General features: G+C 68.5%; 19 protein-coding genes. 14 read left to right on the top strand and 5 right to left on the bottom strand.

All coding sequences use genetic code 11. The annotated features are described in order from the left end of the window. Window positions 1-4 precede the first annotated feature (4 nt). Both AB0L97_RS28685 and helR read left to right on the top strand, forming a co-directional pair. Window positions 5-451 (top strand): nitroreductase/quinone reductase family protein, encoded by a 447-nt coding sequence (locus AB0L97_RS28685; protein ID WP_364435425.1) that lies wholly within the window; start codon window positions 5-7, stop codon window positions 449-451. Window positions 452-603: 152 nt separating this feature from the next. Then, window positions 604-2,814, top strand: coding sequence for an RNA polymerase recycling motor ATPase HelR (helR, locus tag AB0L97_RS28680; protein WP_364435422.1), 2,211 nt, complete (start codon window positions 604-606; stop codon window positions 2,812-2,814). Here helR and AB0L97_RS28675 read toward each other — a convergent pair. Then, window positions 2,799-3,134 (bottom strand): cupin domain-containing protein, encoded by a 336-nt coding sequence (locus tag AB0L97_RS28675; protein WP_355079368.1) that lies wholly within the window; start codon window positions 3,132-3,134, stop codon window positions 2,799-2,801. The two genes, helR and AB0L97_RS28675, sit on opposite strands and share 16 nt — an antisense overlap. A 71-nt stretch (window positions 3,135-3,205) precedes the next feature. Between AB0L97_RS28675 and AB0L97_RS28670 the strand changes: the two genes are divergently transcribed. Beyond that, window positions 3,206-4,153, top strand: coding sequence for a helix-turn-helix domain-containing protein (locus tag AB0L97_RS28670; RefSeq protein WP_364435419.1), 948 nt, complete (start codon window positions 3,206-3,208; stop codon window positions 4,151-4,153). A 9-nt stretch (window positions 4,154-4,162) separates the two neighbouring features. Here the strand turns inward: AB0L97_RS28670 and AB0L97_RS28665 are convergent, their stop codons facing one another. Then, a complete protein-coding gene (locus tag AB0L97_RS28665; RefSeq protein WP_364435416.1) occupies window positions 4,163-4,750 on the bottom strand; it encodes an LppA family lipoprotein in 588 nt (195 codons plus the stop codon). A 172-nt stretch (window positions 4,751-4,922) separates the two neighbouring features. Between AB0L97_RS28665 and AB0L97_RS28660 the strand changes: the two genes are divergently transcribed. The 3 genes from AB0L97_RS28660 to AB0L97_RS28650 all read left to right on the top strand — a co-directional run bounded on the left by AB0L97_RS28660 (window position 4,923) and on the right by AB0L97_RS28650 (window position 7,975). Next, the gene (locus tag AB0L97_RS28660) at window positions 4,923-5,585 is read left to right on the top strand and encodes a TetR/AcrR family transcriptional regulator (protein ID WP_364435413.1); all 663 of its coding nucleotides are present in this window, start codon (window positions 4,923-4,925) and stop codon (window positions 5,583-5,585) included. Further along, entirely contained in the window at window positions 5,536-6,759 is a 1,224-nt protein-coding gene (locus AB0L97_RS28655; RefSeq protein WP_364435410.1) for an oxygenase MpaB family protein, read from the top strand. The genes AB0L97_RS28660 and AB0L97_RS28655 overlap by 50 nt, the downstream gene beginning before the upstream one ends. Before the next feature lie 541 nt (window positions 6,760-7,300). Continuing rightward, entirely contained in the window at window positions 7,301-7,975 is a 675-nt protein-coding gene (locus AB0L97_RS28650; RefSeq protein ID WP_356968478.1) for a hypothetical protein, read from the top strand. A 72-nt stretch (window positions 7,976-8,047) separates the two neighbouring features. Here AB0L97_RS28650 and AB0L97_RS28645 read toward each other — a convergent pair whose 3' ends face one another. After that, on the bottom strand, window positions 8,048-9,580 hold the full coding sequence (locus AB0L97_RS28645; RefSeq protein ID WP_364435406.1) for an FAD-dependent monooxygenase: 1,533 nt from the start codon (window positions 9,578-9,580) through the stop codon (window positions 8,048-8,050). 178 nt (window positions 9,581-9,758) lie between these two features. On the opposite strand from AB0L97_RS28645, the gene AB0L97_RS28640 reads away from it, so the two are divergent. The 6 genes from AB0L97_RS28640 (at window position 9,759) to katG (ending at window position 16,682) form a co-directional block, all read left to right on the top strand. Continuing rightward, complete coding sequence (locus AB0L97_RS28640; protein ID WP_364435403.1) at window positions 9,759-10,949, top strand: glycoside hydrolase family 19 protein; 1,191 nt, start codon at window positions 9,759-9,761, stop codon at window positions 10,947-10,949. 135 nt (window positions 10,950-11,084) lie between these two features. Then, window positions 11,085-11,846: an enoyl-CoA hydratase gene (locus AB0L97_RS28635; RefSeq protein WP_364435400.1), complete on the top strand. Its 762-nt coding sequence runs from the start codon at window positions 11,085-11,087 to the stop codon at window positions 11,844-11,846. 193 nt (window positions 11,847-12,039) lie between these two features. Continuing rightward, window positions 12,040-12,555: an SRPBCC family protein gene (locus tag AB0L97_RS28630; RefSeq protein WP_355079388.1), complete on the top strand. Its 516-nt coding sequence runs from the start codon at window positions 12,040-12,042 to the stop codon at window positions 12,553-12,555. 12 nt (window positions 12,556-12,567) lie between these two features. Next, the gene (locus AB0L97_RS28625; protein ID WP_364435396.1) at window positions 12,568-13,737 is read left to right on the top strand and encodes a zinc-dependent alcohol dehydrogenase; all 1,170 of its coding nucleotides are present in this window, start codon (window positions 12,568-12,570) and stop codon (window positions 13,735-13,737) included. Window positions 13,738-13,971: 234 nt separating this feature from the next. Next, complete coding sequence (locus tag AB0L97_RS28620; protein WP_355079392.1) at window positions 13,972-14,415, top strand: Fur family transcriptional regulator; 444 nt, start codon at window positions 13,972-13,974, stop codon at window positions 14,413-14,415. Between the two features lie 35 nt (window positions 14,416-14,450). After that, window positions 14,451-16,682 carry a catalase/peroxidase HPI gene (katG, locus tag AB0L97_RS28615; RefSeq protein ID WP_356968487.1) on the top strand — a complete coding sequence of 744 codons (2,232 nt, stop codon included), beginning with the start codon at window positions 14,451-14,453 and terminating at the stop codon, window positions 16,680-16,682. 118 nt (window positions 16,683-16,800) lie between these two features. Here the strand turns inward: katG and phoU are convergent, their stop codons facing one another. Next, window positions 16,801-17,466: a phosphate signaling complex protein PhoU gene (phoU, locus tag AB0L97_RS28610; RefSeq protein WP_355079396.1), complete on the bottom strand. Its 666-nt coding sequence runs from the start codon at window positions 17,464-17,466 to the stop codon at window positions 16,801-16,803. A gap of 148 nt (window positions 17,467-17,614) precedes the next feature. On the opposite strand from phoU, the gene AB0L97_RS28605 reads away from it, so the two are divergent. Together AB0L97_RS28605 and AB0L97_RS28600 are read left to right on the top strand one after the other, a co-directional pair. Then, window positions 17,615-18,577 (top strand): MBL fold metallo-hydrolase, encoded by a 963-nt coding sequence (locus AB0L97_RS28605; protein ID WP_364435391.1) that lies wholly within the window; start codon window positions 17,615-17,617, stop codon window positions 18,575-18,577. Window positions 18,578-18,922: 345 nt separating this feature from the next. After that, window positions 18,923-19,549, top strand: coding sequence for a flavodoxin family protein (locus tag AB0L97_RS28600; protein WP_364435388.1), 627 nt, complete (start codon window positions 18,923-18,925; stop codon window positions 19,547-19,549). Between the two features lie 3 nt (window positions 19,550-19,552). Here the strand turns inward: AB0L97_RS28600 and otsB are convergent, their stop codons facing one another. After that, a complete protein-coding gene (gene otsB / locus AB0L97_RS28595; protein ID WP_364435385.1) occupies window positions 19,553-23,533 on the bottom strand; it encodes a trehalose-phosphatase in 3,981 nt (1,326 codons plus the stop codon). Window positions 23,534-23,552 lie beyond the last annotated feature (19 nt).

Genomic DNA, 23,552 nt, shown 5'->3' with positions numbered 1-23,552 from the left:
GCACATGACCGAGTTCGACAAGGACAGACTGGCTTCCGACACCGACGCGCTGGACGGCTTCAACCGCGGCATCGTGGAAGAGTTCCGCGCCAACGGCGGCGAGGTCGGCGGCTTACCGGGCGGCAGACTACTGCTGCTCCACACGACGGGCGCGAAGTCGGGCGCGCCCCGGCTGTCACCGCTGGCGTATGTGACCGTCGACGGGCGGATGCTGGTCGTCGGTTCCTACCTCGGCTCGCCCAAGGATCCGGCGTGGGTGCACAACCTGCGTGCCGACGCGCGTGCCCGAGTCGAGGTCGGCACCGATGCCTACGCCGTGATCGCTCGTGAGTTGCCGCGCGACGAACGCGACCGGTATTTCGAGCGAGTCGTCGAGCTGGCACCCGTTCTCGCGGAGTACCAGGCGAAGACCGAACGCGTCATTCCGCTGTTCGAACTCACCCGCCTCTGACCCCCTCCACCTACAACCTATAGCGCACCCGGGGGCTTGCGGCAAGACCCGGGTGGTGCCGCAGAATCGCTGGCTGCGGCGTTACTGCTCGATGTGATCAGGCGAGCAGCGGCGTCCGCGCGGGATCGTCGAGCCACGAAACGGAGGGGCCTGTGTCAACTGAGGGGTACGAGGACGAATTGCGGTCCGAGCGGAGCTACGTGGCCGGGCTCTACACGCGGCTCGACGCCGAGCGCGCGCGAGCGAGGCGCGGATACACCGCGGCTCTGCGCGGGAACGGCGGAACGCCGATGGAACGGGATGTCGAGGTGCGCACGCTGGCCAGGGAGGTGAAGCGGCTGGACGTAGCGGACAACGGGCTGTGTTTCGGGCGATTGGACGCCTTGTCGGGCGAACGTTCCTACATCGGCCGGATCGGCCTGTTCGACGCGCAGAACGAGTACGAACCGCTGTTGCTCGACTGGCGGGCCCCCGCGGCGCGCGCGTTCTACGTCGCCACCGCCGCCAGCCCGGAGAACATGCGCAGGCGCAGGCAGTTCCACACCCGCGGGCGCCGAGTGGTCGATTTCACCGACGAGGTCCTCGGCCGCCCCGGCGGCGCCGAGCGCGGCGACGCGGCGCTGCTCGCGGCGGTCGACGCGCCGCGCGGCGAGGGGATGCGCGACATCGTGGCGACGATCCAGGCCGAACAGGACGAGATCATCCGGCTCGACCACCCGGGCGTGCTGGTGATCGAGGGTGGCCCCGGCACCGGCAAGACCGTCGTGGCGCTGCACCGCGTCGCGTATCTGCTCTACACCCAGCGGGAGCGGATGGAACGCCACGGCGTGCTCGTGGTCGGCCCCAATCCGGCGTTCCTGAACCACATCGGCCGCGTTCTGCCGTCGCTGGGCGAGACGAACGTCGTGTTCACGACCACCGGCGACCTGGTGCCCGGCCTGCACGTCACCGCGGAGGACGACCCGGACGCCGCCCGGCACAAAGGGTCGCTGCGGATCCTGGACGTGCTCGCGGCGGCCGTAGCCGATCGGCAGCGGGTGCCGGAGCATCCGCTGTCGATCGAGTTGTCCGACGTCACCGTGCGAATCGACGCCGAAACCGCGGAGTGGGGCCGGGAGGAGGCGCGGGCGAGCGGGCTACCGCACAACGAAGCTCGCGCCGTGTTCACCGAGATCGTCACCTGGGTGCTCACCGAGCGGGCGATCGCCCGCATCGGCCGGGGCTGGCTGACCCGCGACGACCGCGAAGCATGGGAGAACCTGCGGTCGGACCTGCGCGCGGAACTCGCGGACAACGACCGGTTCACCGCCGCGCTCGACGAACTCTGGCCGATCCTGGCGCCGGAGACGCTGTTGGCGGAGCTGTACGAATCCCCGGAACGGCTGGCAGCGGCGGGCGCCGACCCGGCCCTCTTGCGCCGCAGAGGCGATGCCTGGACGGTGTCGGACGTGCCGCTGCTCGATGAATTGGTCGATCTACTCGGCCGTGTGAAGCGGGACGACGACGCCGAGCGGGAACAGCAGGCCCAGGCCGAGTACGCGGCGGGTGTGCTGGATATTCTGGTCAGCCGCGAGGACATGATGGACGACGAGGACCACTTGTTCGCCCAGGACCTGCTCTACGCGGAGGATTTGGCGGATCGCTTCCTCGAGCGCGACAGCCGGGAACTCGCCGAACGCGCGGCGGCGGACCGGGACTGGACCTACCGGCACGTCGTGGTGGACGAAGCCCAGGAACTGTCCGAAATGGATTGGCGGGTGCTGATGCGGCGCTGCCCCGGGCGGTCTTTCACGATCGTCGGCGATCTCGCCCAACGCCGGGCGGCCGCCGGAGCGACCTCGTGGGGCGCGATGCTGGATCGGTACGTACCGGGCCGGTGGGTCTACCGATCGCTGACGGTGAACTACCGCACCCCGGCGGAGATCATGACCGTCGCCGCCGAGCTGCTCGCCACGTTCGCACCCGGCGTCCAGCCACCGGAGTCGGTTCGCGCATGCGGCGTACGGCCGTGGTCCAGGCAGGTCGCCGCCGACGAAATGGGTTCCGCCATAGACGAATTCGTCCGCGACGAAGCCTCCCGCGAAGGCACAAGCGTCGTGATCGGGCCACCGGACGCGCCGGGCGCGGTGGCGGCGGCGGAGACCAAGGGTTTGGAATACGACGCCGTCCTGGTCGTGGAGCCGGAACGAATTCTGGCCGACGGCCCGCGCGGCGCGGCCGAACTCTACGTCGCCCTCACCCGCGCCACCCAACGTCTCGGCGTGCTGCACCAGGGGCCACTGCCGCAGGCGCTGACCGGCCTCGCCGAAACCTCGACGCCCGTCGGGGCCGGAGACCGCCGGCGCGATCAGCCTTCCGGGTAGAAGACGAACAGCGTGCAGCCGGTAGCAGTCCCTGGCACGTGCCACGATCCGGCCGGGGCGTGCAGGAACGTCCCGGCCGGGTAGTCGCGCGCGCCGTCGTTGAAGGTGCCCGCGACCACGTAGACCTCCTCGGGGCCGGGCTCGTGGACGTCGCGGCGCGGCCACGACGTACCCGCGTCCATCTCCAGCACGTTGGCGCTCGCACCGGACGGCCCGGTCCAGAGGTGCCGTACCCGGATTCCGGGAAACAGCTCCCGAGCCGGAGATTCCGCGACGGACACAGCGGTGTAGCCCTCCTGGGCGAGGATTTCGGAATGCATGGCTTTCACGGTGCCGCGCGGAAGCAGGCCGAGAAAGTGTCCAGTCGGACACCACCGGGTACATTCTTGCCATGCATCGCGTGGTGGCCCTGGTGCGGCCGGTGCAGTCGACATTCGAGCTGGGCTGCGCCGCGGAGGTATTCGGCACACAGCGGGCCGGGGTGCCGCACTACTACGAGTTCGAGGTGTGCGCGGAGACGCCAGGACCGGTACCGACATCGGCCGGGTACACGCTGGAGGTGTCGCAGGGCCTTTCGGCGCTCGCTTCCGCGGACACCGTGCTCATCCCGGGCTGGGCGCCGGTGGAGGCGCCACTCTCGGCCCCCGTGCGCCACGCGCTGCTGCGGGCGCACGCCCGTGGGGCGCGGCTCGTGACGATCTGCTCCGGAGTGTTCGCGCTCGCCCGCACGGGCTTGCTGGACGGACGCTCGGCGACCACGCACTGGGCGCGCGCCGCACAGTTGGCGCGGGAGTTCCCGGAAGTTCGGGTGGAACCGGACGTGCTCTATGTGGACCACGGCGATGTCGCCACGAGCGCCGGAGCGGGCGCGGGCATCGACCTGTGCCTGCACCTCGTCCGGAAGGACCACGGGGCCGCGCATGCCACCCTCGTCGCGCGGCACATGGTGATGTCGCCGCACCGCGAGGGCGGCCAAGCACAGTACGCCCCGCCCGCACCACCCACGGACGCGCTCGACGGCCTGCTCGAGTGGGCAGGCGCGCGGCTCGGGACAGCGCTGTCGGTAGGCGATCTGGCCGCGTACCTCAGCGTCTCGCCGCGCACGCTGGCCCGGCGTTTCGCCGATCAGCTCGGCACGAGCCCGGGGGCATGGCTGCTGTCGCGCCGGGTGGCCGAGGCGCGCACCCTCCTGGAGGAGACGAACCTGCCGGTGGAGGCGATCGCGGCACGGGTCGGCCTGACCTCCGCGGTCAACCTGCGCCGCCGCTTCCGCGCCCAGGTCGGCACGACCCCGGGGGCCTACCGGCGAGCGTTCCGCGGCTCGGGAATACGGATGTGACAGGGAAAGTCACCGAGGCGACCGCTCATCCGCGGGTAGTCGGCAACCCACGGTCGCGGTGATCGTCATCGACCGGGCATCGGCGAACACCGACAGCTCGGTGTTGCTGTCCCACTCGGCCCCATCCGGGCCTTCGAACGTGACGTACCGGTCCGGCGACGATGCTGCGCTCGGCAGCATGTCCGTCGCACCCACGGACGCGGCCAGCGCTCGGGCCGTTTCCTGGAACCCGGGCCAGGCTCCTGCGGGCAGGGAACCGTCGGCGCGATAGCGCGGCAGGACGACACGCCTGCCGCCGGTGTGCGCATAGGGCCCATAGCAAGGTCCCACGGCGCGGTCCTCGCTTCGGATCCACCGCAGCGCCGGTTCGATCGCCGAGGCGGCGTTCGCGATCTCCTCGACGACCGACGCCATCCGCTGCTCGGCCACCTCCGAAGCCGGTAGTCCGGCCAATTCCGCTGCGGCGGCAGCGATCTCCTCGGCCGAAGGCGGCGGGGCGGGCTCACCGAGCAAGGTCGCGCATCCGCCCGTCCAAGCCGCGATCGCGAGCACGGCGGACCAGCGCAGCGCTACGGTCGGCCATCGCGGTCCGGTCATCGTCTCCCACGTTTCCCGCGGCCGCACGGATCGCGAGTCCGCCTCCCGCGCAATTCTATTCGTGGCGGGTGATACGGGAGCGACAACATGGCGCGGCGACGAACGCGACCGGTGCCGCAGCCACACTCGTCGAATCATTGACTCAATGACACAATCTTTGTATGTTTGTATCATGAGCGAGGGTTCCGACGACGTCGGCGAACGGATCATGGACGCCGCGCTCGAACGCATCCTGCAGGTCGGGATCCGCCGGGCCAGCCTGGAGGACATCGCCCGCATGGCCGAGCTCAGCCGGATCACCATCCACCGCCGGTTCGCGGGCAAGGACAACCTGATCCAAGCGGTACTGGCCCGCGAGACCCGGCGCATGCTCGCGGAGGTGACCGCGATCGCCGCCACCGCCACCGGCGTGGACGCCCAGATCGAGGACACCATGCTGTACGTCCTCTTGCAGACCCGCATCCACCGGCTGGTCACCCAGCTGCTGCGGGTCGCGCCGGACGAAGCGTTGCGCTTCTCCACCGTGCAGGGCGAACGCCTGGTGTCTATCGGCATCGAGTACATCGTCGGCATGCTCACTCATGCCCAGTCCGCGGGCCTCGTCGACGAGTACGACCCGCGCCCGGTGGCCGAACTCGTCGCCCGCCTGGCCCACTCGCTGATGCTCACCCCCGGCGGCGGCAGCGTCGACTTCACCGACGACGACCGCGCCCGCGCCTTTGTCCGCACCACCATCGTGCCTTTGATGAAACACGGCATCACCCGCCCCGACGAGGAGCCCACCCATGACGACGTCCGCGACAATTCCGGCCCGGCATCCCGATCGGCCTCGTAAGGCGCCCGGCCTGGGCCCGTTCGCCGCGCTGCTGCGCATCGGGAAACCCTCCCCGCAGCGCTGGCAGCTGCTCGGCGCCTCGTTGCTCGTCGGCGACGAGCCGATGGACAGCCTCGTCGAGTGGATGTACACCGAAGGCATGGCCGTCACGCGGCCGTTGTTCGAGCAGGCACTCCGGTCGGGCATCGACAGCATCCCCGGCGCGCCCGCGCCGCTGCGCGAGTTCTTCACCGCCGTCGAGGACACCCCCGCCTGGGTCGACCCGAAGTTGTTGCGCGACGGCGAGCGTGTGTTCCGTTCCGGCGGCAACGACGGGCTGTATTTCGCCCGTGACGTCTCCTTCATCGGCGGCTATCTGGCCTCCGGTTTCAACAAGACCCTGCTGCGCACCGGCGCCCTGGAGAAAGGCCCCGCCCGCCGGTTCGCCGAGACCCTGCAATGGGCGATGGACGTGTCCACCGAGAACGGCATGGACCGTTACGGTGTCGGCTACCGCTCCACCCTGCACGTGCGCCTCATCCACTCGCTGGTCCGCAGGCACGTCGCCGCCATGCCCGACTGGCGCACCGAGCAATGGGGTCTGCCGATCAACCAGACCGACATGGCCGCCACCCTCGTCGGCGCCCTGCTCGCACCCGTCGTCGGCGGCATGGCGCTCGGCGTCATCCTCTCCCCCCGTGAGCTGGCCGCCGCCGCCCACCTCACCCGCTACGTCGGCTGGCTGATCGGCGTCGAAGAGCAATGGCTGCCCACCAGCTTCCGCGACGGCATCGCCATCCTCGACCACTGCCTGACCGCCATCACCAATCCCGACGAGACCAGCCGCCAGCTCGCCCTACCTATGGCCGATGATCCACTGAACTGGTCCTATCCCAACCTGCCCGCGCTGCGCGGCCGGCTCGCCCGCGCCCAGCACCTGTCCGTCAGCAGCGCCTTCCTCGGACCCAAGGCGATGCGTATCCTCGGCTTGCCCGCCTATGTCCCGCCCTGGTACCCCGCGCTGCGCATCCCCGTCAACCTCGTGCGCACCGCCTACACCCACCTGACTCCGGGCGGCCTCGACCGCGCCGCCATCCACGGACGCGAGCAGCAGGAAGCCTTCCTGCGGCGCCTCATCGGCGAAACCAGCGCCACGATAGGGCATTCCGCGCCGCGGCTGGATCGCACCGCCTGACCGCCGATCCGGCAGCGCGACCCCGCAGGCGCTGCCGGACAACCCACATCGGCGGCGCGTCGGAGAATCTCGACGAGGAACTCGACTTCCCCGAAGACGGGAAACATCCTGGGACGGATTGCGCGACAACGGAATCGGGACCATCGACACCGATGCCGCAGCGGTCGCCGCCTCCGCCGTCGACGGGTATTACGCAACCGGGCTCCTGCGGACCGAGCTTTCCGGCTGACGCCGCCCGGGAAAGGCCGCCGCCGCTGGGTTCACGCTTGTCAACACGTCCTGATGCCGACGCCGCCCGCGCGGGTCCGAGCACACACGGCGGGGAGCAGGCCCGCCGCAGCGCCGACCTGGACGAACAACCCGCAGCAGTCGGTGAGACGGTGAACCGAGCGCGGTAGCGGAGGCCGTGGGTTCGGACATGCGACGCGGACGAGTATGCGCTGTTGTCGACAACGTCACCGGTCGATCTATCTACACTGACAACGCTGAGCACCACCGGATCGACGCCTTGTCCGAAACCACACTTCGACGGAGAAGTTCTATGTGCGGCCGCCGGAACCCCAAGCGCAACAACAACTCACGTCGTCCGGACACCGTACCGGCGATTCGGTATCCGGCCCGATCCGTCATCGACATCCTGCTGCCCGCCATGATCACGCGCCGCAGCGGTGCGCCCACCACCGACACCGGCCTCGTCCACATCTGGGGTTTCACCGGCACCGGCGAGGACGACAGCGCGAGCGCGGCGGGCTTCGCGGAATTCTCGCCCAACGACACCCCCACCGTGGCGGGCTCTCCCATCCTGGACATCGCCGGGCGGATGATGGCGGGTATGAACGGCCGCCTGTGGGGATTCGGGCTGGCCCACCAGGCCGCCGCGGACGCCGTCGTGCACGGGATCGACAACCAGCCCGACACGATCACCTCATCGCCGGACGGGCCGGAAGAATCCTCCACCACCGAGGAAGTGTGGGCCGCCAGCATCTTCGACGCCCGCGGAAGGGAGATCACCCAGCTGCGCTACGTGCATCTGCCGGAGCTCGAACCGATCACCTTCGACAGCGACACCCTCGATCGGCGCAGCACCATTCACGACTGGATCGACCGAGTCCAGACCGGAGTCATCTCGGCGCACGTCTGGGCGGCAGCCCTTGCTCTGGACGCGCAACGCAACCGAGCCGTCCTCGCGCAACTGGAACAGCGACTGCTGAGCTGACCGCGGCGCCCGCCGCACCGACCCGGCGATGTCACCCACGGCATCACCGGGTGGGCGCGGTCCGCGCGGATATCAGGTGTGCGCGCGAGCACCGAACCAACGGGCCAGCGATTCCTCGAGGCCGTCCAGGTCGCCGCCGTCGGCAGCCCACGCCACACAGCCGTCGGGACGGACCAGAATCGCCGAAAGCTCGCGCGGCTGAGCGGCTTTCGCGGTGACGACCCGCACCCGCCCGGACCATCCCGCGGCGCGGGATCGCAAGTCGCCGGAATCGACGAGGTCGAGCAGAATGCCCTCCGCGCCGGTGAAATACTCACCGAGGCGAGTGCCGTCGGCCAATTCGATGTCGGGAGCGACCGATCCGACGAGCGAGTGCCCCCCGCCGATGTCGTAGCGATGCCGAACACCGGAGATGTTCTTGAACACGCCGGTCGCGCCGTCGCGCGAGGCGAGCAGTTCGGCGGCGACGGCGCGCAGGGCACGGCTGCGGATATCGGTGCGCATCAAAGCGACCTGCGCGCGCGTCCAATCCAGCACCCACGCGCCGATGGGATGGCGTTCGGCGGTGTAGGTGTCGAGCAGACCGCCGGGCGCCCATCCGCGCACTTCGGCGGCCAGTTTCCAGCCGAGATTCACCGCGTCGCCGATACCGAGGTTCAGGCCCTGACCTCCGAAAGGTGAGTGCACATGCGCGGCGTCACCGGCGAGCAGCACCCGACCCTTGCGGTAATCGGGGACCTGGCGGGTGTTGTCGGTGAAACGGGTGGCCGAATGCACGGCGGTGACGACCACCGGGACTCCGCTCACGGCACGGATGCTCTGCTGCAATTCGGCCGCCGTCACCGGGGTCTCCCGGTCGGCGGGCGGGCCGTCCAGTTCGACGGTGAGCACGCGGCCGGGCATCGGTCCATAGGCGTAGATACCGGTCTCGGTGGCATTCCAGCTCATTCGAAGGTTCTCGGCTCCGGTCATGTCCACGATCGCCTGATGGCCGGTGATCTCCGGGTCGAGGCCGGGGAACTCGAACCCGGCGAGCTTGCGGACCGTGCTGCGCCCGCCGTCACAGCCGACCAGCCAGCCGGTGCGCACCCTGCGGTCACCGCAATCGACGGTGACACCCGCGCCGTCGTCGGACAGCCCGATGACCTCCACCCCGCGCCGGACCTCAACGCCGAGTTCGGCAGCGCGGCCACCCAGGATCGCCTCGACGGACTGCTGGGCCACCAGGAAGACCTCGGCGGCCGGACCGACCTCGGCGAATTCCGGATCGTCGAAGTCGACGGCGTCCGAATTCAGCATGATGCCCGCGAAGTGACCCACCGCAGGCCGCCGCCCCCGGTCGATCGGCGGCATGCCGCCATCGCGACGGAACTGCGCGAACCGGGCGAATGCGGCGTCCTGCTCGGCGCGCAGCTGCGGCAGCAGCCCGCGCCGGTACATGGCCTGAGCGGTGGGCACATTGATCGCCCCCGCTTTGATCGTGCGGTCCGGCTCGGCGAGACGCTCCACCACGAGCACATCCACCCCCGCGAGCCGCAGCTCACAAGCCAGCATGAGCCCGACCGGCCCGGCGCCGACCACCACCACTTCACGTGTCTCGTTCATACGAAACACGCTGCGGCGAAAGCATTGCCCGGCACTTGCACCGGCTTGCACGCCGCTTGCGCGGAGTCGTCACCGCCGGAGTCGACAGACACTCGAAGCGCCCGCTGGATATTCCCGCCTTGTCACAGCTGGGGAGAGAATGGCGGACGTTTGCGCTGGTCATGCGAGAATCGTGGACATGGGCTCCCCCTACGACCCGTTGCAGGCGGATCCCTGGGGGCGGGCACGATACGGTCTGCTCGCACTACCGGCCAAGGTACTCGGGGCGGATCCGACCCCGCAGGCGTCTTCGGCGGTCGCCGATACCCGCAAACAGATCGAGAGTCTGATCGCCCCACCACAAGCCTCCGCCACGCTGCGGAAAGTCATCGAATTCACCCGAAACGCTTTCGATCTCATGGTCGACCAACTCGGTAACGGACACCCCGAGGACATTCCGGACCTGATCGTCCTGCTCGATAAGGCCGACTTGTACGACGTAGCCAACGAGTCCATCGTCACCACGCATTACAACGAGAAGTCCGGAAAGCTGGCCCGCCTCGCCGACGATCTGAAAGCCCAAGCCACAGGGATATCCGGCAAGGTGGGCGACGTGGCGAAGGACATCATCGCGTTGATCGGAACGATCAGAGACGAGGCGGCACGTCTCGCACCGGTGCTGCAAGCTGCCACGGTGGCGGTCTCGGCACGCTCGAAGAAATTGTCGCCGACCGAGGAGAAGTCACTCCTGACCGAAGTCGTCGCGACACTCGTGCGGGTGGAGACGAAATTCGCCGCGGTCGCCGGGCACAATGCCGACCGGGCCGGGACAACGGGCCCGCTGACCCTGGAACAACTGGAGCGGATCTTCCCCGGCACATCCCGCGCGAAATTGCAGGAGTACCTGCCCTACCTCGACCAGGCGATGCGCGACTTCGGGATCGACACGCCGAAGCGGGAAGCCGCTTTCCTAGCCCAGATCGGGGTGGAAACCGACGACCTGAAAACGCTCGAGGAATACGGTGACGACGAATACTTCAACCGCCTCTACGGGCCCGGCTCCGGCGTCGGCCGAAACTTGGGCAACAACAAGCCCGGCGACGGCGCCCGCTTCCACGGCCGTGGCGCGTTGCAGTTGACCGGTCGCAACAACTACCAGGAGGCGGGCGAGGCCCTCGGTGTCGATCTCGTCGGCGATCACAAGCTGGCCGCGGATCCGAAGTACGCCTTCGCAACCGCCGGGTGGTTCTGGGACGCCAAGAATTTGAACGACCGGGCCGACGAATCGGATGTCGGCGCGATCACCAGATCGATCAACGGAGGTTCAAATGGCGCTTCGGAGCGCAAGGAGAACTACGACCGTGCCCGCAAGGTACTCGACGCGGAATGAACCCGAATTGTTCGCCACGCATCCGCGGCCCCGGTGAGCTCGGCGATGGATCTCCGTTCGGCGGTCAGAGCGCTCCACGAGTCTGTGCGCGGTCCCGTGCGTCTTCTGACCGTCCCCGGCGCCTACGATCCGGTCATGGCGGAGATCAGGAGTGAGCGGCGGGACAAGGTCGCGGTCATCACCGTGCACGACCCGGATCGGCGGAACGCGTTGACACCGGCGCTGTCCGAACAACTGGCCGCCGCGGTGGCCGAGGCCGAGCGCGATACCGGCGTGCACGCGGTGCTCGTCACCGGAACCCCGCCCGCATTCTGCGCCGGAGCCGATCTGAGCGCGCTCGGTGCGGCACGCGAGGAGGGGCTGCGGGTGATCTACGACGGATTCCTCGCGGTCGCGCGCTGCGCACTGCCCACCATCGCGGTGGTCGGCGGCGCCGCCGTCGGCGCGGGACTCAATCTGGCGCTGGCCGCGGATGTCAGGGTCGCCGGTCCTCGCGCGCGGTTCGACGCGCGATTCCTGCGACTGGGCCTTCATCCCGGCGGCGGGATGACCTGGATGCTGCAACGCGCCGTCGGACCGCAACGGGCCGCCGCGATGACGCTGTTCGGGGAGATCCTCGACGCCCAGGCGGCGCTGAGCGCAGGATTGGCGCACCGGGTGATCGACGGCGATCACGACGCGCTGCTCGCCGGAGCGATCGACTTCGCCGCCGGCGCGGCCGAAGCGCCGCGCGATCTGCTCATCACCACCAAACGCACCATGCGCCACACCGCGAATCTCGACGCCCACGCCGATGCCGTCGACGCCGAGATCGTGCCGCAGGTCGCCTCCCTCGACTCCCCGGAATTCGCCGCGCGCCTGGCGGCGAAGCAGGCCGAGATCGGCGGATCGAGATGAACGGCGGCGGCGCGGTGTGGGCGGAGGTCGTCGAAGCGGGACGGAAACGGTTTGGCGTTTCCGGCGGCGGGTAGCCGCTCCGAGACCGCATAGGAAGCGCACGACTCTGCGGCCGATGGTTCGTATCCGGATCGCAGGGGCCTTTCGTGTGTGCCGGGTGTCTTGCGACCACGGAGAGCGAGAGGAGGGCCCTATGCACTACATCGATGACACCAAACACCTGCTCAGCGATCTCGTGGGACGGGTGATCGAGTCGGCGACCAGCTACTCGGGCAGTCAGACCGTGACCATCGCCCGGCCACGAGCCGAGGTCGAGCAGTTCTGGCGCGACCCGACGAGCCTGTCGGAGGTACTGGGCGACGTCGCCGAGGTCAGATCTCCGGCTCCGTCGACCTACGAGTGGAGGTTGTACGCGGGCGCCGACGGACACACGACCTGGAAGACCACACTGCGCGAGGAGGACGGACACTTCCGGTTCGTCGGCTCCGCCGACCAGGACGCAGGCCAGGGTCTCGAAATCGAGCTCACCTTCCGGGAAGCACCGCGGAATCTCGGGACCGAAGTGACGATGCGAGCCCGGACCCCGCTGCCCGACCTGCTGACCGGCGCGGGCATGTTCACCGCGCTCTACCGAGCCCGAGCCCGGCTGCAGACCGGCGAAATGCCCACCCTGGCCCACAATCCGAGCGCCCGCTCTTCCGCTCGGTGAACAGGAGGAGACATGCACGCGCTCTGCTGGAACGGCGTCAACGAACTCGCCGTGGAAACCGTCCCCGATCCGGTTCTGGTCAATCCGCACGATGTCATCGTCCAGGTCCGCCTGACCACCACCTGCGGGTCCGATCTGCACTTCATCGACGGATATCTGCCGGGAATGCGGGAAGGCGACGTCTTCGGACACGAGTTCATGGGCGAGGTCGTAGAAACCGGAGCCGAAGTCACCTCGATCGCCGTGGGTGACCGTGTCGTGGTCCCGTCCTTCATCGGATGCGCATCGTGCTGGTATTGCGACCACGAACTGTATTCCCTTTGCGATACCACCAATCCGAACAGCGCTCTGCAACAACCGCTTTTCGGCTACCCGACGGGCGGAATCTACGGTTACACCCATCCCTTCGGGGGTTATCAGGGTTCCCATGCGCAATATGTCCGTGTTCCCTTCGGCGACACCAACTGTTTCCGGATACCGGAGGGCATCACCGACGAACAAGCATTGTTCCTGTCCGATGCCGTGCCGACGGGACTGATGGGCGCCGAATTCTGCGACATCCACCCCGGCGACACCGTCGCGGTATGGGGCAGCGGCGGCGTCGGATTGATGGCCGGGCACACGGCACGCCTGCTCGACGCCGAGCGGATCTTCGTCATCGACCGCCTTCCCGAGCGGTTGCGCGTGGCGGAAGAGCAGTTCGGCGCGGAAACCATCGACTACACCGCCGTCGACAGCGTCCACGAGATCCTGCGCGAAAGTACCGGTGGCCGCGGGCCCGACGCCTGCATCGAGGCCGTCGGGATGGAAGGACACGGCACCGGACTCCAGCAACTCTACGATCGGGCCAAACAGTTGCTCCGGCTGGAATCGGATCGGGCGACACCGCTGCGGGAAGCGATTCTCGCGTGCCGGAAAGGCGGCATCGTCTCGGTGCTCGGCGTATACGGTCTCACCGACAAATTCCCCATGGGCGTCGTGACGAACAAGGGTCTCACCATCCGCACGGCACAGCAATACGGCCAGCGGTTCGTACCCCGCATGTTCGATTACATCCAACAGGGCGATCTCGACCCCTCCTACCTGATCACCCACGACATGCCGCTCGACGACGCGGTATACGGCTACGACATCTTCAAGCACAAAAAGGAAGGCTGCATCCGCTCCGTTTTCCGGCCCTGAGCGGGCCCATGGGGCCGCAGCGCCGAGATAGCTCGCTGGTTGCCCATCCGATCCGGTAGCCGGATCATCCGCGCCTCGTCGGCTCGATCGAATCGCCGCAAACGCCCACGTGCTCTGCGCGGCAGTGGGTACGCTGCCCGACGAGCCCTCCGGGGCGGCCTCCGCGCGGCACGTACCGCGCAACTTCCGAACAAACTCTTGACTCGTTCCAGAAAACGGACGAGACTTCCGAGCATGCCAACGGCCTCGGAGTTCCAGCAGATGCTGCGAGGAGTTTCGCTACGTGTGACCCGCCCGCGGGTCGCGGTGCTCAGCGCGGTCCACGACCACCCGCACGCCGACACGGAGTCGATCATCCGCGCTGTTCGATCCGCGCTGCCCGAGGTGTCCCACCAAACGGTCTACGACTCATTGAACGCACTCACCGCCACCGGCCTGGTCCGGCGTATCCAGCCGTCCGGGTCCGTCGCCCGCTACGAATCGCGGGTCGGCGACAACCACCATCACGTCGTATGCCGAGGATGCGGGGTGATCGCCGATGTCGACTGCGCCATCGGCGAGGCCCCGTGTCTGACCGCGTCCGATGACAGCGGGTTCTCGATCGATGAAGCCGAGGTCATCTACTGGGGCCTGTGCCCCGATTGTGTGGAATCACAGGCTTCCCGATCACATTCGTGATCGCAGCCCACATCACTCATTCAGGAAGGAATGCTGTGTCATCCGATAGCCGCCCGCCCAATCCTGACACCAAGACCCACAGCGCGAGCGAGAGCGAGAACCCGGCGATCCCGTCGCCCACCGCGAAGACGGACCACCGCCCCCGCAGCAACAAGGACTGGTGGCCGGAGCAGATCGACGTCTCGGTGCTGCACGCCCATACGTCCAAGTCCAACCCGCTCGGAGAGGACTTCAACTACCCAGAAGAATTCAAGAAGCTCGACGTCGACGCCCTCAAGGCCGACGTCGCGGCGGTCCTGACCAATTCGCAGGACTGGTGGCCCGCCGACTACGGCCACTACGGCGGCCTGTTCATCCGGATGAGCTGGCACGCCGCGGGCACCTACCGCATCTCCGACGGCCGCGGCGGCGGCGGTCAGGGCGCGCAGCGTTTCGCGCCGCTGAACAGCTGGCCGGACAACGCCAACCTGGACAAGGCGCGCCGGCTGCTGTGGCCGGTCAAGCAGAAGTACGGCAGCAAGATCTCGTGGGCCGACCTGCTGGTGTTCGCGGGCAACGTGGCCCTCGAGTCGATGGGGTTCAAGACCTTCGGCTTCGGCTTCGGCCGTCCGGACATCTGGGAGGCGGAGGAGGTCTTCTGGGGTCCGGAGGACACCTGGCTCGGCGACGAGCGCTACAGCGGTGACCGCGAGCTGGCCAACCCGCTCGGCGCCGTCCAGATGGGCCTGATCTATGTGAATCCCGAAGGGCCCAACGGTCAGCCGGATCCCGTGGCCGCCGCGCGCGACATCCGCGAGACATTCGGCCGCATGGCGATGAACGACGAGGAGACCGCCGCGCTGATCGTCGGCGGCCACAGCTTCGGCAAGACCCACGGCGCGGGCGATGCCGGCCTGGTCGGCGCCGAACCGGAAGGCGCTCCCCTCGAACAGCAGGGCCTGGGCTGGAAGAGCGCCTACGGCACCGGCAAGGGCAAGGACGCCATCACCAGCGGCCTGGAGGTCGTCTGGACCGCCACCCCGACCAAGTGGGGCAACGGCTTCCTGCAGAACCTGTACGGCTACGAATGGGAGCTGACCAAGAGCCCCGCCGGGGCCTGGCAGTGGAAGCCGAAGGACGGTGCGGGCGAGGGCGCGATCCCGGATCCGTTCGGCGGGCCCGCGCGTACGCCGACCATGCTGACCACGGACCTGTCGCTGCGCGAAGACCCGATCTATCGGGAGATCACCCGGCGCTGGCTCGATCACCCCGAGGAGCTGGCCGAGGCGTTCGCCAAGGCGTGGTACAAGCTCCTGCACCGCGACATGGGCCCGATCAGCCGCTACCTCGGCCCCTGGGTTCCCGAGCCGCAGCTGTGGCAGGATCCCGTTCCCGCCGTCGATCACGAGTTGATCGACGAGCAGGACATCGCGGAGCTGAAGAGCAAGGTGCTCGAGTCCGGCCTGTCGGTCGCGCAGCTGGTCAAGACCGCCTGGGCCTCGGCAGCCAGCTACCGCAGCACCGACAAGCGCGGTGGCGCCAACGGTGCCCGGATCCGGCTCGAGCCGCAGAAGAACTGGGAAGTCAACGAGCCGGACGAGCTGGCCAAGGTGCTGCCGGTGCTCGAGCAGATCCAGCAGAACTTCAACGGTTCGGCCTCCGGCGGCAAGAAGGTCTCGCTCGCCGACCTGATCATCCTGGCCGGGTCCGCGGCGATCGAGAAGGCCGCCAAGGACGCGGGCCACGATGTCACGGTGCCGTTCGCACCCGGACGGACGGACGCCACCCAGGAGAACACCGACGTCGAGTCGTTCGCGGTGCTCGAACCGCGGGCCGACGGGTTCCGCAACTACACGCGGACCGGCGAGAAGGCTCCGCTGGAGCGCCTGCTGCTCGACCGGGCGTACATGCTGGACGTGACCGCTCCGGAGCTGACGGTGCTCATCGGTGGTCTGCGCGCTCTGGGCGCCAACTACGGCGGCACCGACCACGGTGTATTCACCGACCGGCCGGGCGTGCTGACGAACGACTTCTTCGTCAACCTGCTCGACCAGAACACCGAGTGGAAGGCGTCGGAGTCGGCGGAGAACGTCTACGAAGGCTTCGACCGCGCCTCCGGTGCGGCGAAGTGGACGGCGACGGCCAACGACCTCATCTTCGGATCGCACTCCGTGCTGCGGGCGGTGGCCGAGGTGTACGCGCAGGACGACGCGAAGGCGAAGTTCGTCGACGACTTCGTCGCGGCGTGGGTCAAGGTGGTCGAAAACGACCGGTTCGATCTCGCCTGATCGATATTCGACGATCCGGGCCGGTTCTTCGGGGCCGGCCTGGATCGTCTCGTCACCCGCCGTCCGATGGACCGTCGAGCGCAACGAATTCCGTTCCGCGCACCCACGATTCGCGGTCCTATAGCGATTGCGCGACCTCGTCGTCCTGGCGGCGCCCGGTGGTCATGTACAGGGTGCGGCGGCCCACCTCGACGGCGTGGTCGCCGAAGCGTTCGTAATAGCGGCCGAGCAGAGTGACGTCGACCGCGGCCGCGGTGCCGTTGTCCCATCCTTCGGCCAGGATCGCCGCCAGCAGCGCGCGGTGTAGATCGTCCATGGTGTCGTCGCGAGCGTCGATGTCCGCGGCGTCGCCGGGGTCGGCGGTGGTCAGCACACCGACCGCGGCGTCGGCGAGGTCGACGGCCGCCGCACCCATATGGGTCACCAGATCTCGCACCGGTTCGGGGACCACGTCGGCGGGATGCCTGCGTCTGGCGGCGTCGGCGATGTGCTCGGTCAGCGCGCTCATCCGGGTGAGGTCATCGACCAATTGCAGCGCCGTCACCACCTGCCGCAGTTCTCCCGCGACGGGAGCTTCGAGGGCGAGAAGGGTGACCGCGGCGTGCTCGGCGTCCTCGCGCATCGCGGCGGTTTCGGCGCAGTAGTCGATGGTGCGTTCGGCCAGCTCCAGATCCGCGCCGAGAAGGGCGTCGGTGGCCATCGCGATGGCCTCCCGATTGCGCACGCACATCGCTCGCAAGTGGTCGGCGAGCTGCTCGAGGTGATCGTGGAAGCGGGTGCGCACCCCTCCATCATCGCGCGCATCCCGCCGGCGCGCTGCGGGTCCGCGATCGCGCACCGGTCGACTGCCGGAACCTGAGTTAACATCGTGGTTTGCCTGAGAAAGCTGTTCGTCGGCCGCGCCGCTGCCGGTCGGGCTGGAAGGGGCCGGTGTGGATCTGCCATCAGCGGGGCCGTTGACGGCGCGGACAGGTACCGCCGGGACGTGGTGGTCGTGTTGCGCCGCCGGGATGTCGATGCCGTGGCGCACGCTGCAGCCGCGACGTCGCGACACGGAGTTGCTCGACACGCTCACCGACGCGGGATTGCCCCCGGCGCGAGCCAGGGTCCGGCTGACCGCGCTCATCCATGGTGTGCGGCCCGCTCCGGCCTACGGGGTGATCGAAGGAGCGTTGCGGCCGCCCGCGGTAGCGATCGCTATGACCAGTTTTCTGGTCGAACACCCACAGGCTCGTTTCGTGGTCGATCCGGCGATGTGCGCCGACGTACACGCCCGGGTCCTGCCGCAGCTGCGCCGCCCGTATCGCGATCTCGTCGCTCCACGTAAATCGCTTGTCGGCCTAGCTGATTCGCTCGCGATGTCCGCTGTCCCCGTGGCCGCACTCGACTTCGCGATCGCGACGCACATCCACTGGGACCACGTGGCCGGACTGCTCGACCTGCCGGCATCCCTCGCGTTGCGGGTGACCACGGCCGAATTGGAATGGGCGACGAACCCCGAGACGGCCCCCATGGGCGTCGCGGAGTCGCTCGGCTCACGACCGACGCCGTCCTTCGACCTCGACGGGCCTCCCGTACTCACCTTTTCCCGCAGCCACGACCTCTTCGGCGACGGCTCGGTGCTGGCGGTGGACCTCTCCGGGCACACCCCTGGCAGCATCGGGCTCGTTCTCGCGGTAGCGGACGGGGGCACCGTGCTGTTGGCGGGCGACGCCGTCTGGCGGCGGGAGCAGATCCCGCTGCTGCGCGAGAAACCCCCGCTGCCAGGGCTTCTCGTCGACCACGACCGATCCGCCGCCTTCGCAGCGATCCACCGCCTGCACTGCCTGCCCGCGGACGTCGAGGTCGTTCCCACCCACGACCACACCGCGGCGAAAAGATGGGCGCATCGATAACCGCGCGGCCGTCCGCTGCCCCGGCGGGCTCGATCGGCGCCGCGCCGGTCACCGTGCGGTGTACCTCGGTCATCTCCTGACGCGATCGATGAGGGCGGCCGGCAGCGAGCTCATGATCGAGGCTCATATCCCGGCCCAGGAAACTCCACCAGTATTTCTTCGCCCAGTCGAGCAGCCAGCTCACGCCGGTTGCTGATCCGCGGTCTCCGAACCCGCCCGATCACACGCCGAGGACGGGGCCAAGGTCCCTCGACAAGTGTCGGTTCGACTCTGTGCACGGTCTTTCCCGCCGCATAGCGTCCGTGGTACCCGCGTTCGGCAAGGCGCGGTGCGGAGGAGCCAGCCATGCGCGCACGAGTCGTCTACGAATCGATGTTCGGCAACACCGCGGCGGTCGCGGAAGCCATCGCGGAAGGGCTGCGCGAGCACGCCGACGTCGAAGTCGTGCCGGTGGCCGCGGCCGCCGAAGTGCCCGCTCCGAAGGTGCATCTGCTCGTGGTCGGCGGACCGACCCGCACCTTCCGGCTCAGCTGTCGGCGTACCCGCCGCGACGCCGCCAAGCGAACCGATGCGCTGATCGCCGACATCGGTGTCCGGGAGTGGCTCGAAGCGGCACTGCCCGTTCCGCGGGGGCACACTGCCATCGCCTTCGCCACCAAGCCGGTCGGTCAGTCGTGGCTACCCGGATCGACCGCACGCGGCATCGGAAAACGACTACGGCGTTTGGGCTATTCCCTCGCCGACGACCCGATGGATTTCCTCCTCGAAGACTCGACCGGCCCGCCCGGGCCAGGAGAGCTGGAACGCGCCCGTGCCTGGGCCGCGCGCATCGCCCACACCGAACTGGACCGGATCTCGCACCCGGATTGCCGGCACCGGAACGACGCACGAGATCAACGACTCGACCAATGGGCACCTCCGGCTGACGACCGCGGGCGAGCGGTGCCGCCGCACGGGCGGAAGAGCCGGTGATCATCACTCGCTCACCGAGTTCATCGGCAGCCGGACCGTCGCTCCCGCCTCGAGCCGCGCGGTCTGGTCCCGGCAGGTGACCTCGATCGGCGGCGACGCGCCGGGATCCGAGCCGATCTCGACGCCATCGCCGCTGACGCGCACGGTCAGCCGATGGCCGCGGTAGATCATCGGAAACGACAAGGCGCCCAAGGACTCCGGCCAAAACGGGCAGAACACCAGGCGGTCGCGGCGCAGTTCCATACCGGTGAAACACCGTTGCAGCAGATCGACGCTGCCCGCCATCGCGGCGAGATGAATCCCCTCCGCGGTGGTTCCGCCCTGGATATCGGCGACGTCGGAGCCGAGCACCAGATCGAAGAACTCCACGACGCGCTCCCGGTTGGCCCGCGCCAGCACCCACGAATGCACCAGCGCGCTGAGCGTCGAGCCGTGCGACGTGCGCGACAGGTAGTAGTCGATGGTCCGCGGAATCATCTCGCCGGGCAGTTCGTATCCGAGATGTCCCAGCAGTTCCCGGAGTTCGTCGGCCGACAGTAGATAGAACAGCATCAGGACATCGGCTTGTTTGGCGGCCCGATAGCGGTTCACATCGTCGCCCTCGGCCTCGAGTAGCCGGTCCAGCCGCTGGATGTTGCCGTATCGACGACGGTAGTGATCCCAATCGAGTTCGGCCAGTCGCTCGTATCCCTCGAACTGGCTGATGACTCCGTCGTGGAACGGGACGTACATTCGCCGAGCGACAACGGACCAGTGCTCCGATTCCGACGGTCGCACCGACAGCTTCTCCAGCAGCTCCGATCGTTCGCGCGGTGCCAGCAGGGCGAGCGCGTCGATCGCCCGCAGGATCACCCAGGCCGCCATCACATTGGTATAGGCGTTGTTGTCGATACCGGCCTCCGGCGCGTCCGGATAGCCGGAATGGAACTCGTCCGGGCCGATCACGCCACGGATGGTGTAGCGGTCGCGCTCGGCGTCGTAGCGCGCCAGGCTCGACCAGAAACGAGCGATCTCCACCAGCAACTCCGCGCCGCATTCGACGAGGAACTCCAGGTCGCCGGTGGCCTGGTAGTACTGCCAGACGTTGTAGGCGATCGCGATCCCGATGTGGTGCGCACGGCGGCTCGGATCCGGATTCCAGCGTCTCGACAGTGGATTCAGATGCATCCGCTGGCTTTCTTCACGGCCGTCACTGCCGGACTGCCACGGGAACATCGCCCCGGCGAGTCCCGCTTCCGCAGCCGCTCGCCTGGCCTCGGTCAGACGGCGATAGCGGTACCGCAGCAGAGAACGGGTCAGCTCGGGAAACCGCGGATTCAGCACGGGAAAGACGAACAGCTCGTCCCAGAACACATGACCGCGATAGGCCTCACCGTGCAGGCCGCGCGCGGGCACGCCCACATCCATGCTCGTGGTGTTCGGTGACAAGGTCTGCATCAGGTGCAACAGGTGCAGGCGCACGATGCGCGTCGCGTCCTGGGCACGGTCCAGGTCGATCCGCAGCCGCGCCCACAGATGCTCCCACGCCACCGCGTGTCCCTCGAACAGATCCGCGTAGCTGTCGACGGCGTCGACCCAGCGCGCGGCTTCCTCGTCGGGTCCCGCCGTGGCCGGGTCACGTCCGGTGAACACGGCGACGACCTTCTCCACGGTCACCGCGTCCCCGCTGGTGACCGGCAGCGTGAAATCGTGCCCGATCAGGCCGTCCTCGTGGATCGCTTCGCATGCCGGGTCGATGGGCTCCCCGCCGCGTCGCAGACCGCTGCGCGTCGCGACGGCCACCGGCGTTCTCGAGGCGCGGGTCCGCGCCGAGAGCAGCACCGATCTCGCGGACAGGTGTACGGCGTGTTCGGTCACCAGATGGGTGTCGGACAGGTCCCAATACCGCTGCACCAACTGATTGCGAACGGATCCATCGATCGCCGAGCGGATGGTCAGTTCGCCCGACCAGTTCTCGGCGGTGATCGTCGTCGCCATCGCGCCCGAGTGCGGACGATGCATGGCGGCGAACCGGCGTTGCGTCACCGCGGTGATCCGACCCGACGGATCGCGAAAACGGAACCGCCGCACGAGTTCGGCGCGGCGCAGATCCAGCTGCTGCCGGTAATCCAGCAAATCCGCGGTATCGATGTCGAACCAGGGGCCGCGTTCGATCCGGAAGGTCAGCGGGAGCCAATTCGGCAGATTGACCAGACTTTCGTTGTCGACCACGTGGCCGGTTATCGTGTCGGAGAGCCGGTTGTACACCCCGCCCACATACGTACCCGGGTAGTGGACCGCTCCCGCCCCGCATTCCGGCGCCGCACCGCGGGTGGCGAAATAACCGTTGCCGACCGTGCACAGTGACTCCCGAAGCTTCTCTCGGGCCGGGTCGTATCCATCGAAGTCGAGTGTCCACGACTCCGGCGCGGCCGCGACGGTATCGGGTCGCAGCCTGCGGGCCAGCCGATCGAGGAAGTCGCGGACCCGATGCGGCCCGTCGATCGCGTACCGGGCGGCGGTGTGCCTGTCGCCGGTCTCCCCGTGGCGCACCACGATGGCGAGCCCATCCGCTTCGACGGCATCGAACGCGTCCTCGTCGGTCAGATCGTCGCCGAGATAGACCGGCAGCACCGGGACGGTGAGATGGTCGAGAATCCACCGCACCGCGGCGCCCTTGTCCCAGTCCACATCCGGGCGCAGCTCGGCGACACGCCTGCCGTGGGTGACGCGCAAACCCGCCGTGTGCCCTGCCTCGTGCACCGCGGCGACCACTCCCCCGACGTGTTCCGCCGTGACGTTGCGGTAGTGAACGGCGACCGCGAACCGCTTGTGCTCCACCAGGATTCCGGGAACATCCCGCAGGCGACGCCGAAGTTCACCGGCCGCCGCGGCGAGCGCATCCTCGGCGCCGGGTGCGGCATCGTGCACGTGCCCGGCGCCGTCCGGGGCCACCAGATCGAAGCCGTGACTGCCCGCGTACCAGATTCCGCCGACGCCGACGCGGGCACGCAAATCGGCGAGATCGCGTCCGCTGACGACCGCGACGGGGCATTCCGCTGCCAGCTTCCGCAATGCGGCCGCCACGCCCGCGACCGGTTCGGCGGCATTCGGATCGGGGACGATATCCGCGACGGTGCCGTCGAAGTCGAGCAGCACCGCAACTTTCGCGGTGCTCAGACGGTCGGCTATCCGCGGCCAGCCCTCCTCGACGTCCGGCAGCTCCGACATCCGCCGGAAGCCCCCGCGCAACCGCACCCGAGCGACGTCATCGACGACGACGTCGGCTCCCCGGGCCAGCAGCCCATCCGCGTTCGCCCGCCGATCGACACCGATGACCAGCGCGAAGCCCCCACTGCGACCGGCGGCGACGCCCGCCTCGGCATCCTCGACCACAACCGTCCGGTCCGGTCCGGCCCCGAGTCGGCGCGCGGCCTCGAGCAACATCGCCGGATCGGGCTTCCCCGCCAGGCCCAATTCCTCGGCATCGTTCCCGTCCACCCGCACCGTGAACAGGTCCGCGACACCGGCGGCCGTGAGCACCTGCGCGCAATGCCGGCTGGCGGAGAAGATGCCCGTGCCGATGCCCGCGGCCGTCAGACGACGAACGAGGTCGACGGTCGACGGGAACACCCGGACACCGTCACGTGCGACGCGCTCGCGGAACAGGTGATCCTTGCGGTTTCCGAGCCCACATACGGTTTCGGCCGTCTCCGGATCGGCGGCGGTGCCCCAGGGCAACGCGATACCTCGCGCCGCGAGGAAGTCCGCCACGCCGCGATAGCGTGGCTTGCCGTCGACGAAGCGGAGGTAGTCGGTTTCGGTGAACGGCGACCGGTCCTGTCCGGCACCGGCGGGACGCCGGGTGAGGAAGTCGTCGAACAATTCCGTCCACGCCGCGGCGTGCATCGACGCGCTGTCGGTCACCACCCCGTCCATGTCGAAGATCACCGCGTCGTGGCGGCGCGAATCGATCCGCGGCGTCGCCCGCACACCGTTGCCCACGACTTCCAGCCTGACCGAG

It is taken from the genome of Nocardia sp. NPDC051911, from assembly GCF_040681035.1.
GTDB classification, from domain to species: Bacteria; Actinomycetota; Actinomycetes; order Mycobacteriales; family Mycobacteriaceae; genus Nocardia; species Nocardia sichangensis.
Note: the sequence above shows the minus strand (reverse complement) of the source record. Positions and strands in the feature narration are given on the sequence as shown.

Excerpts from the sequence above, each read along its gene's own strand:
- AB0L97_RS28660 (WP_364435413.1), top strand. The coding sequence starts at position 4,923 with ATGAGCGAGGGTTCCGACGACGTCGGCGAACGGATCATGGACGCCGCG.
- AB0L97_RS28685 (WP_364435425.1), top strand. The coding sequence starts at position 5 with ATGACCGAGTTCGACAAGGACAGACTGGCTTCCGACACCGACGCGCTG.
- AB0L97_RS28650 (WP_356968478.1), top strand. The coding sequence starts at position 7,301 with ATGTGCGGCCGCCGGAACCCCAAGCGCAACAACAACTCACGTCGTCCG.
- AB0L97_RS28620 (WP_355079392.1), top strand. The coding sequence starts at position 13,972 with ATGCCAACGGCCTCGGAGTTCCAGCAGATGCTGCGAGGAGTTTCGCTA.
- AB0L97_RS28635 (WP_364435400.1), top strand. The coding sequence starts at position 11,085 with ATGGCGGAGATCAGGAGTGAGCGGCGGGACAAGGTCGCGGTCATCACC.
- AB0L97_RS28675 (WP_355079368.1), bottom strand. The coding sequence starts at position 3,134 with ATGCATTCCGAAATCCTCGCCCAGGAGGGCTACACCGCTGTGTCCGTC.
- AB0L97_RS28665 (WP_364435416.1), bottom strand. The coding sequence starts at position 4,750 with ATGACCGGACCGCGATGGCCGACCGTAGCGCTGCGCTGGTCCGCCGTG.
- AB0L97_RS28645 (WP_364435406.1), bottom strand. The coding sequence starts at position 9,580 with ATGAACGAGACACGTGAAGTGGTGGTGGTCGGCGCCGGGCCGGTCGGG.
- AB0L97_RS28655 (WP_364435410.1), top strand. The coding sequence starts at position 5,536 with ATGACGACGTCCGCGACAATTCCGGCCCGGCATCCCGATCGGCCTCGT.
- AB0L97_RS28630 (WP_355079388.1), top strand. The coding sequence starts at position 12,040 with ATGCACTACATCGATGACACCAAACACCTGCTCAGCGATCTCGTGGGA.
- AB0L97_RS28670 (WP_364435419.1), top strand. The coding sequence starts at position 3,206 with ATGCATCGCGTGGTGGCCCTGGTGCGGCCGGTGCAGTCGACATTCGAG.
- AB0L97_RS28625 (WP_364435396.1), top strand. The coding sequence starts at position 12,568 with ATGCACGCGCTCTGCTGGAACGGCGTCAACGAACTCGCCGTGGAAACC.
- AB0L97_RS28600 (WP_364435388.1), top strand. The coding sequence starts at position 18,923 with ATGCGCGCACGAGTCGTCTACGAATCGATGTTCGGCAACACCGCGGCG.
- AB0L97_RS28640 (WP_364435403.1), top strand. The coding sequence starts at position 9,759 with ATGGGCTCCCCCTACGACCCGTTGCAGGCGGATCCCTGGGGGCGGGCA.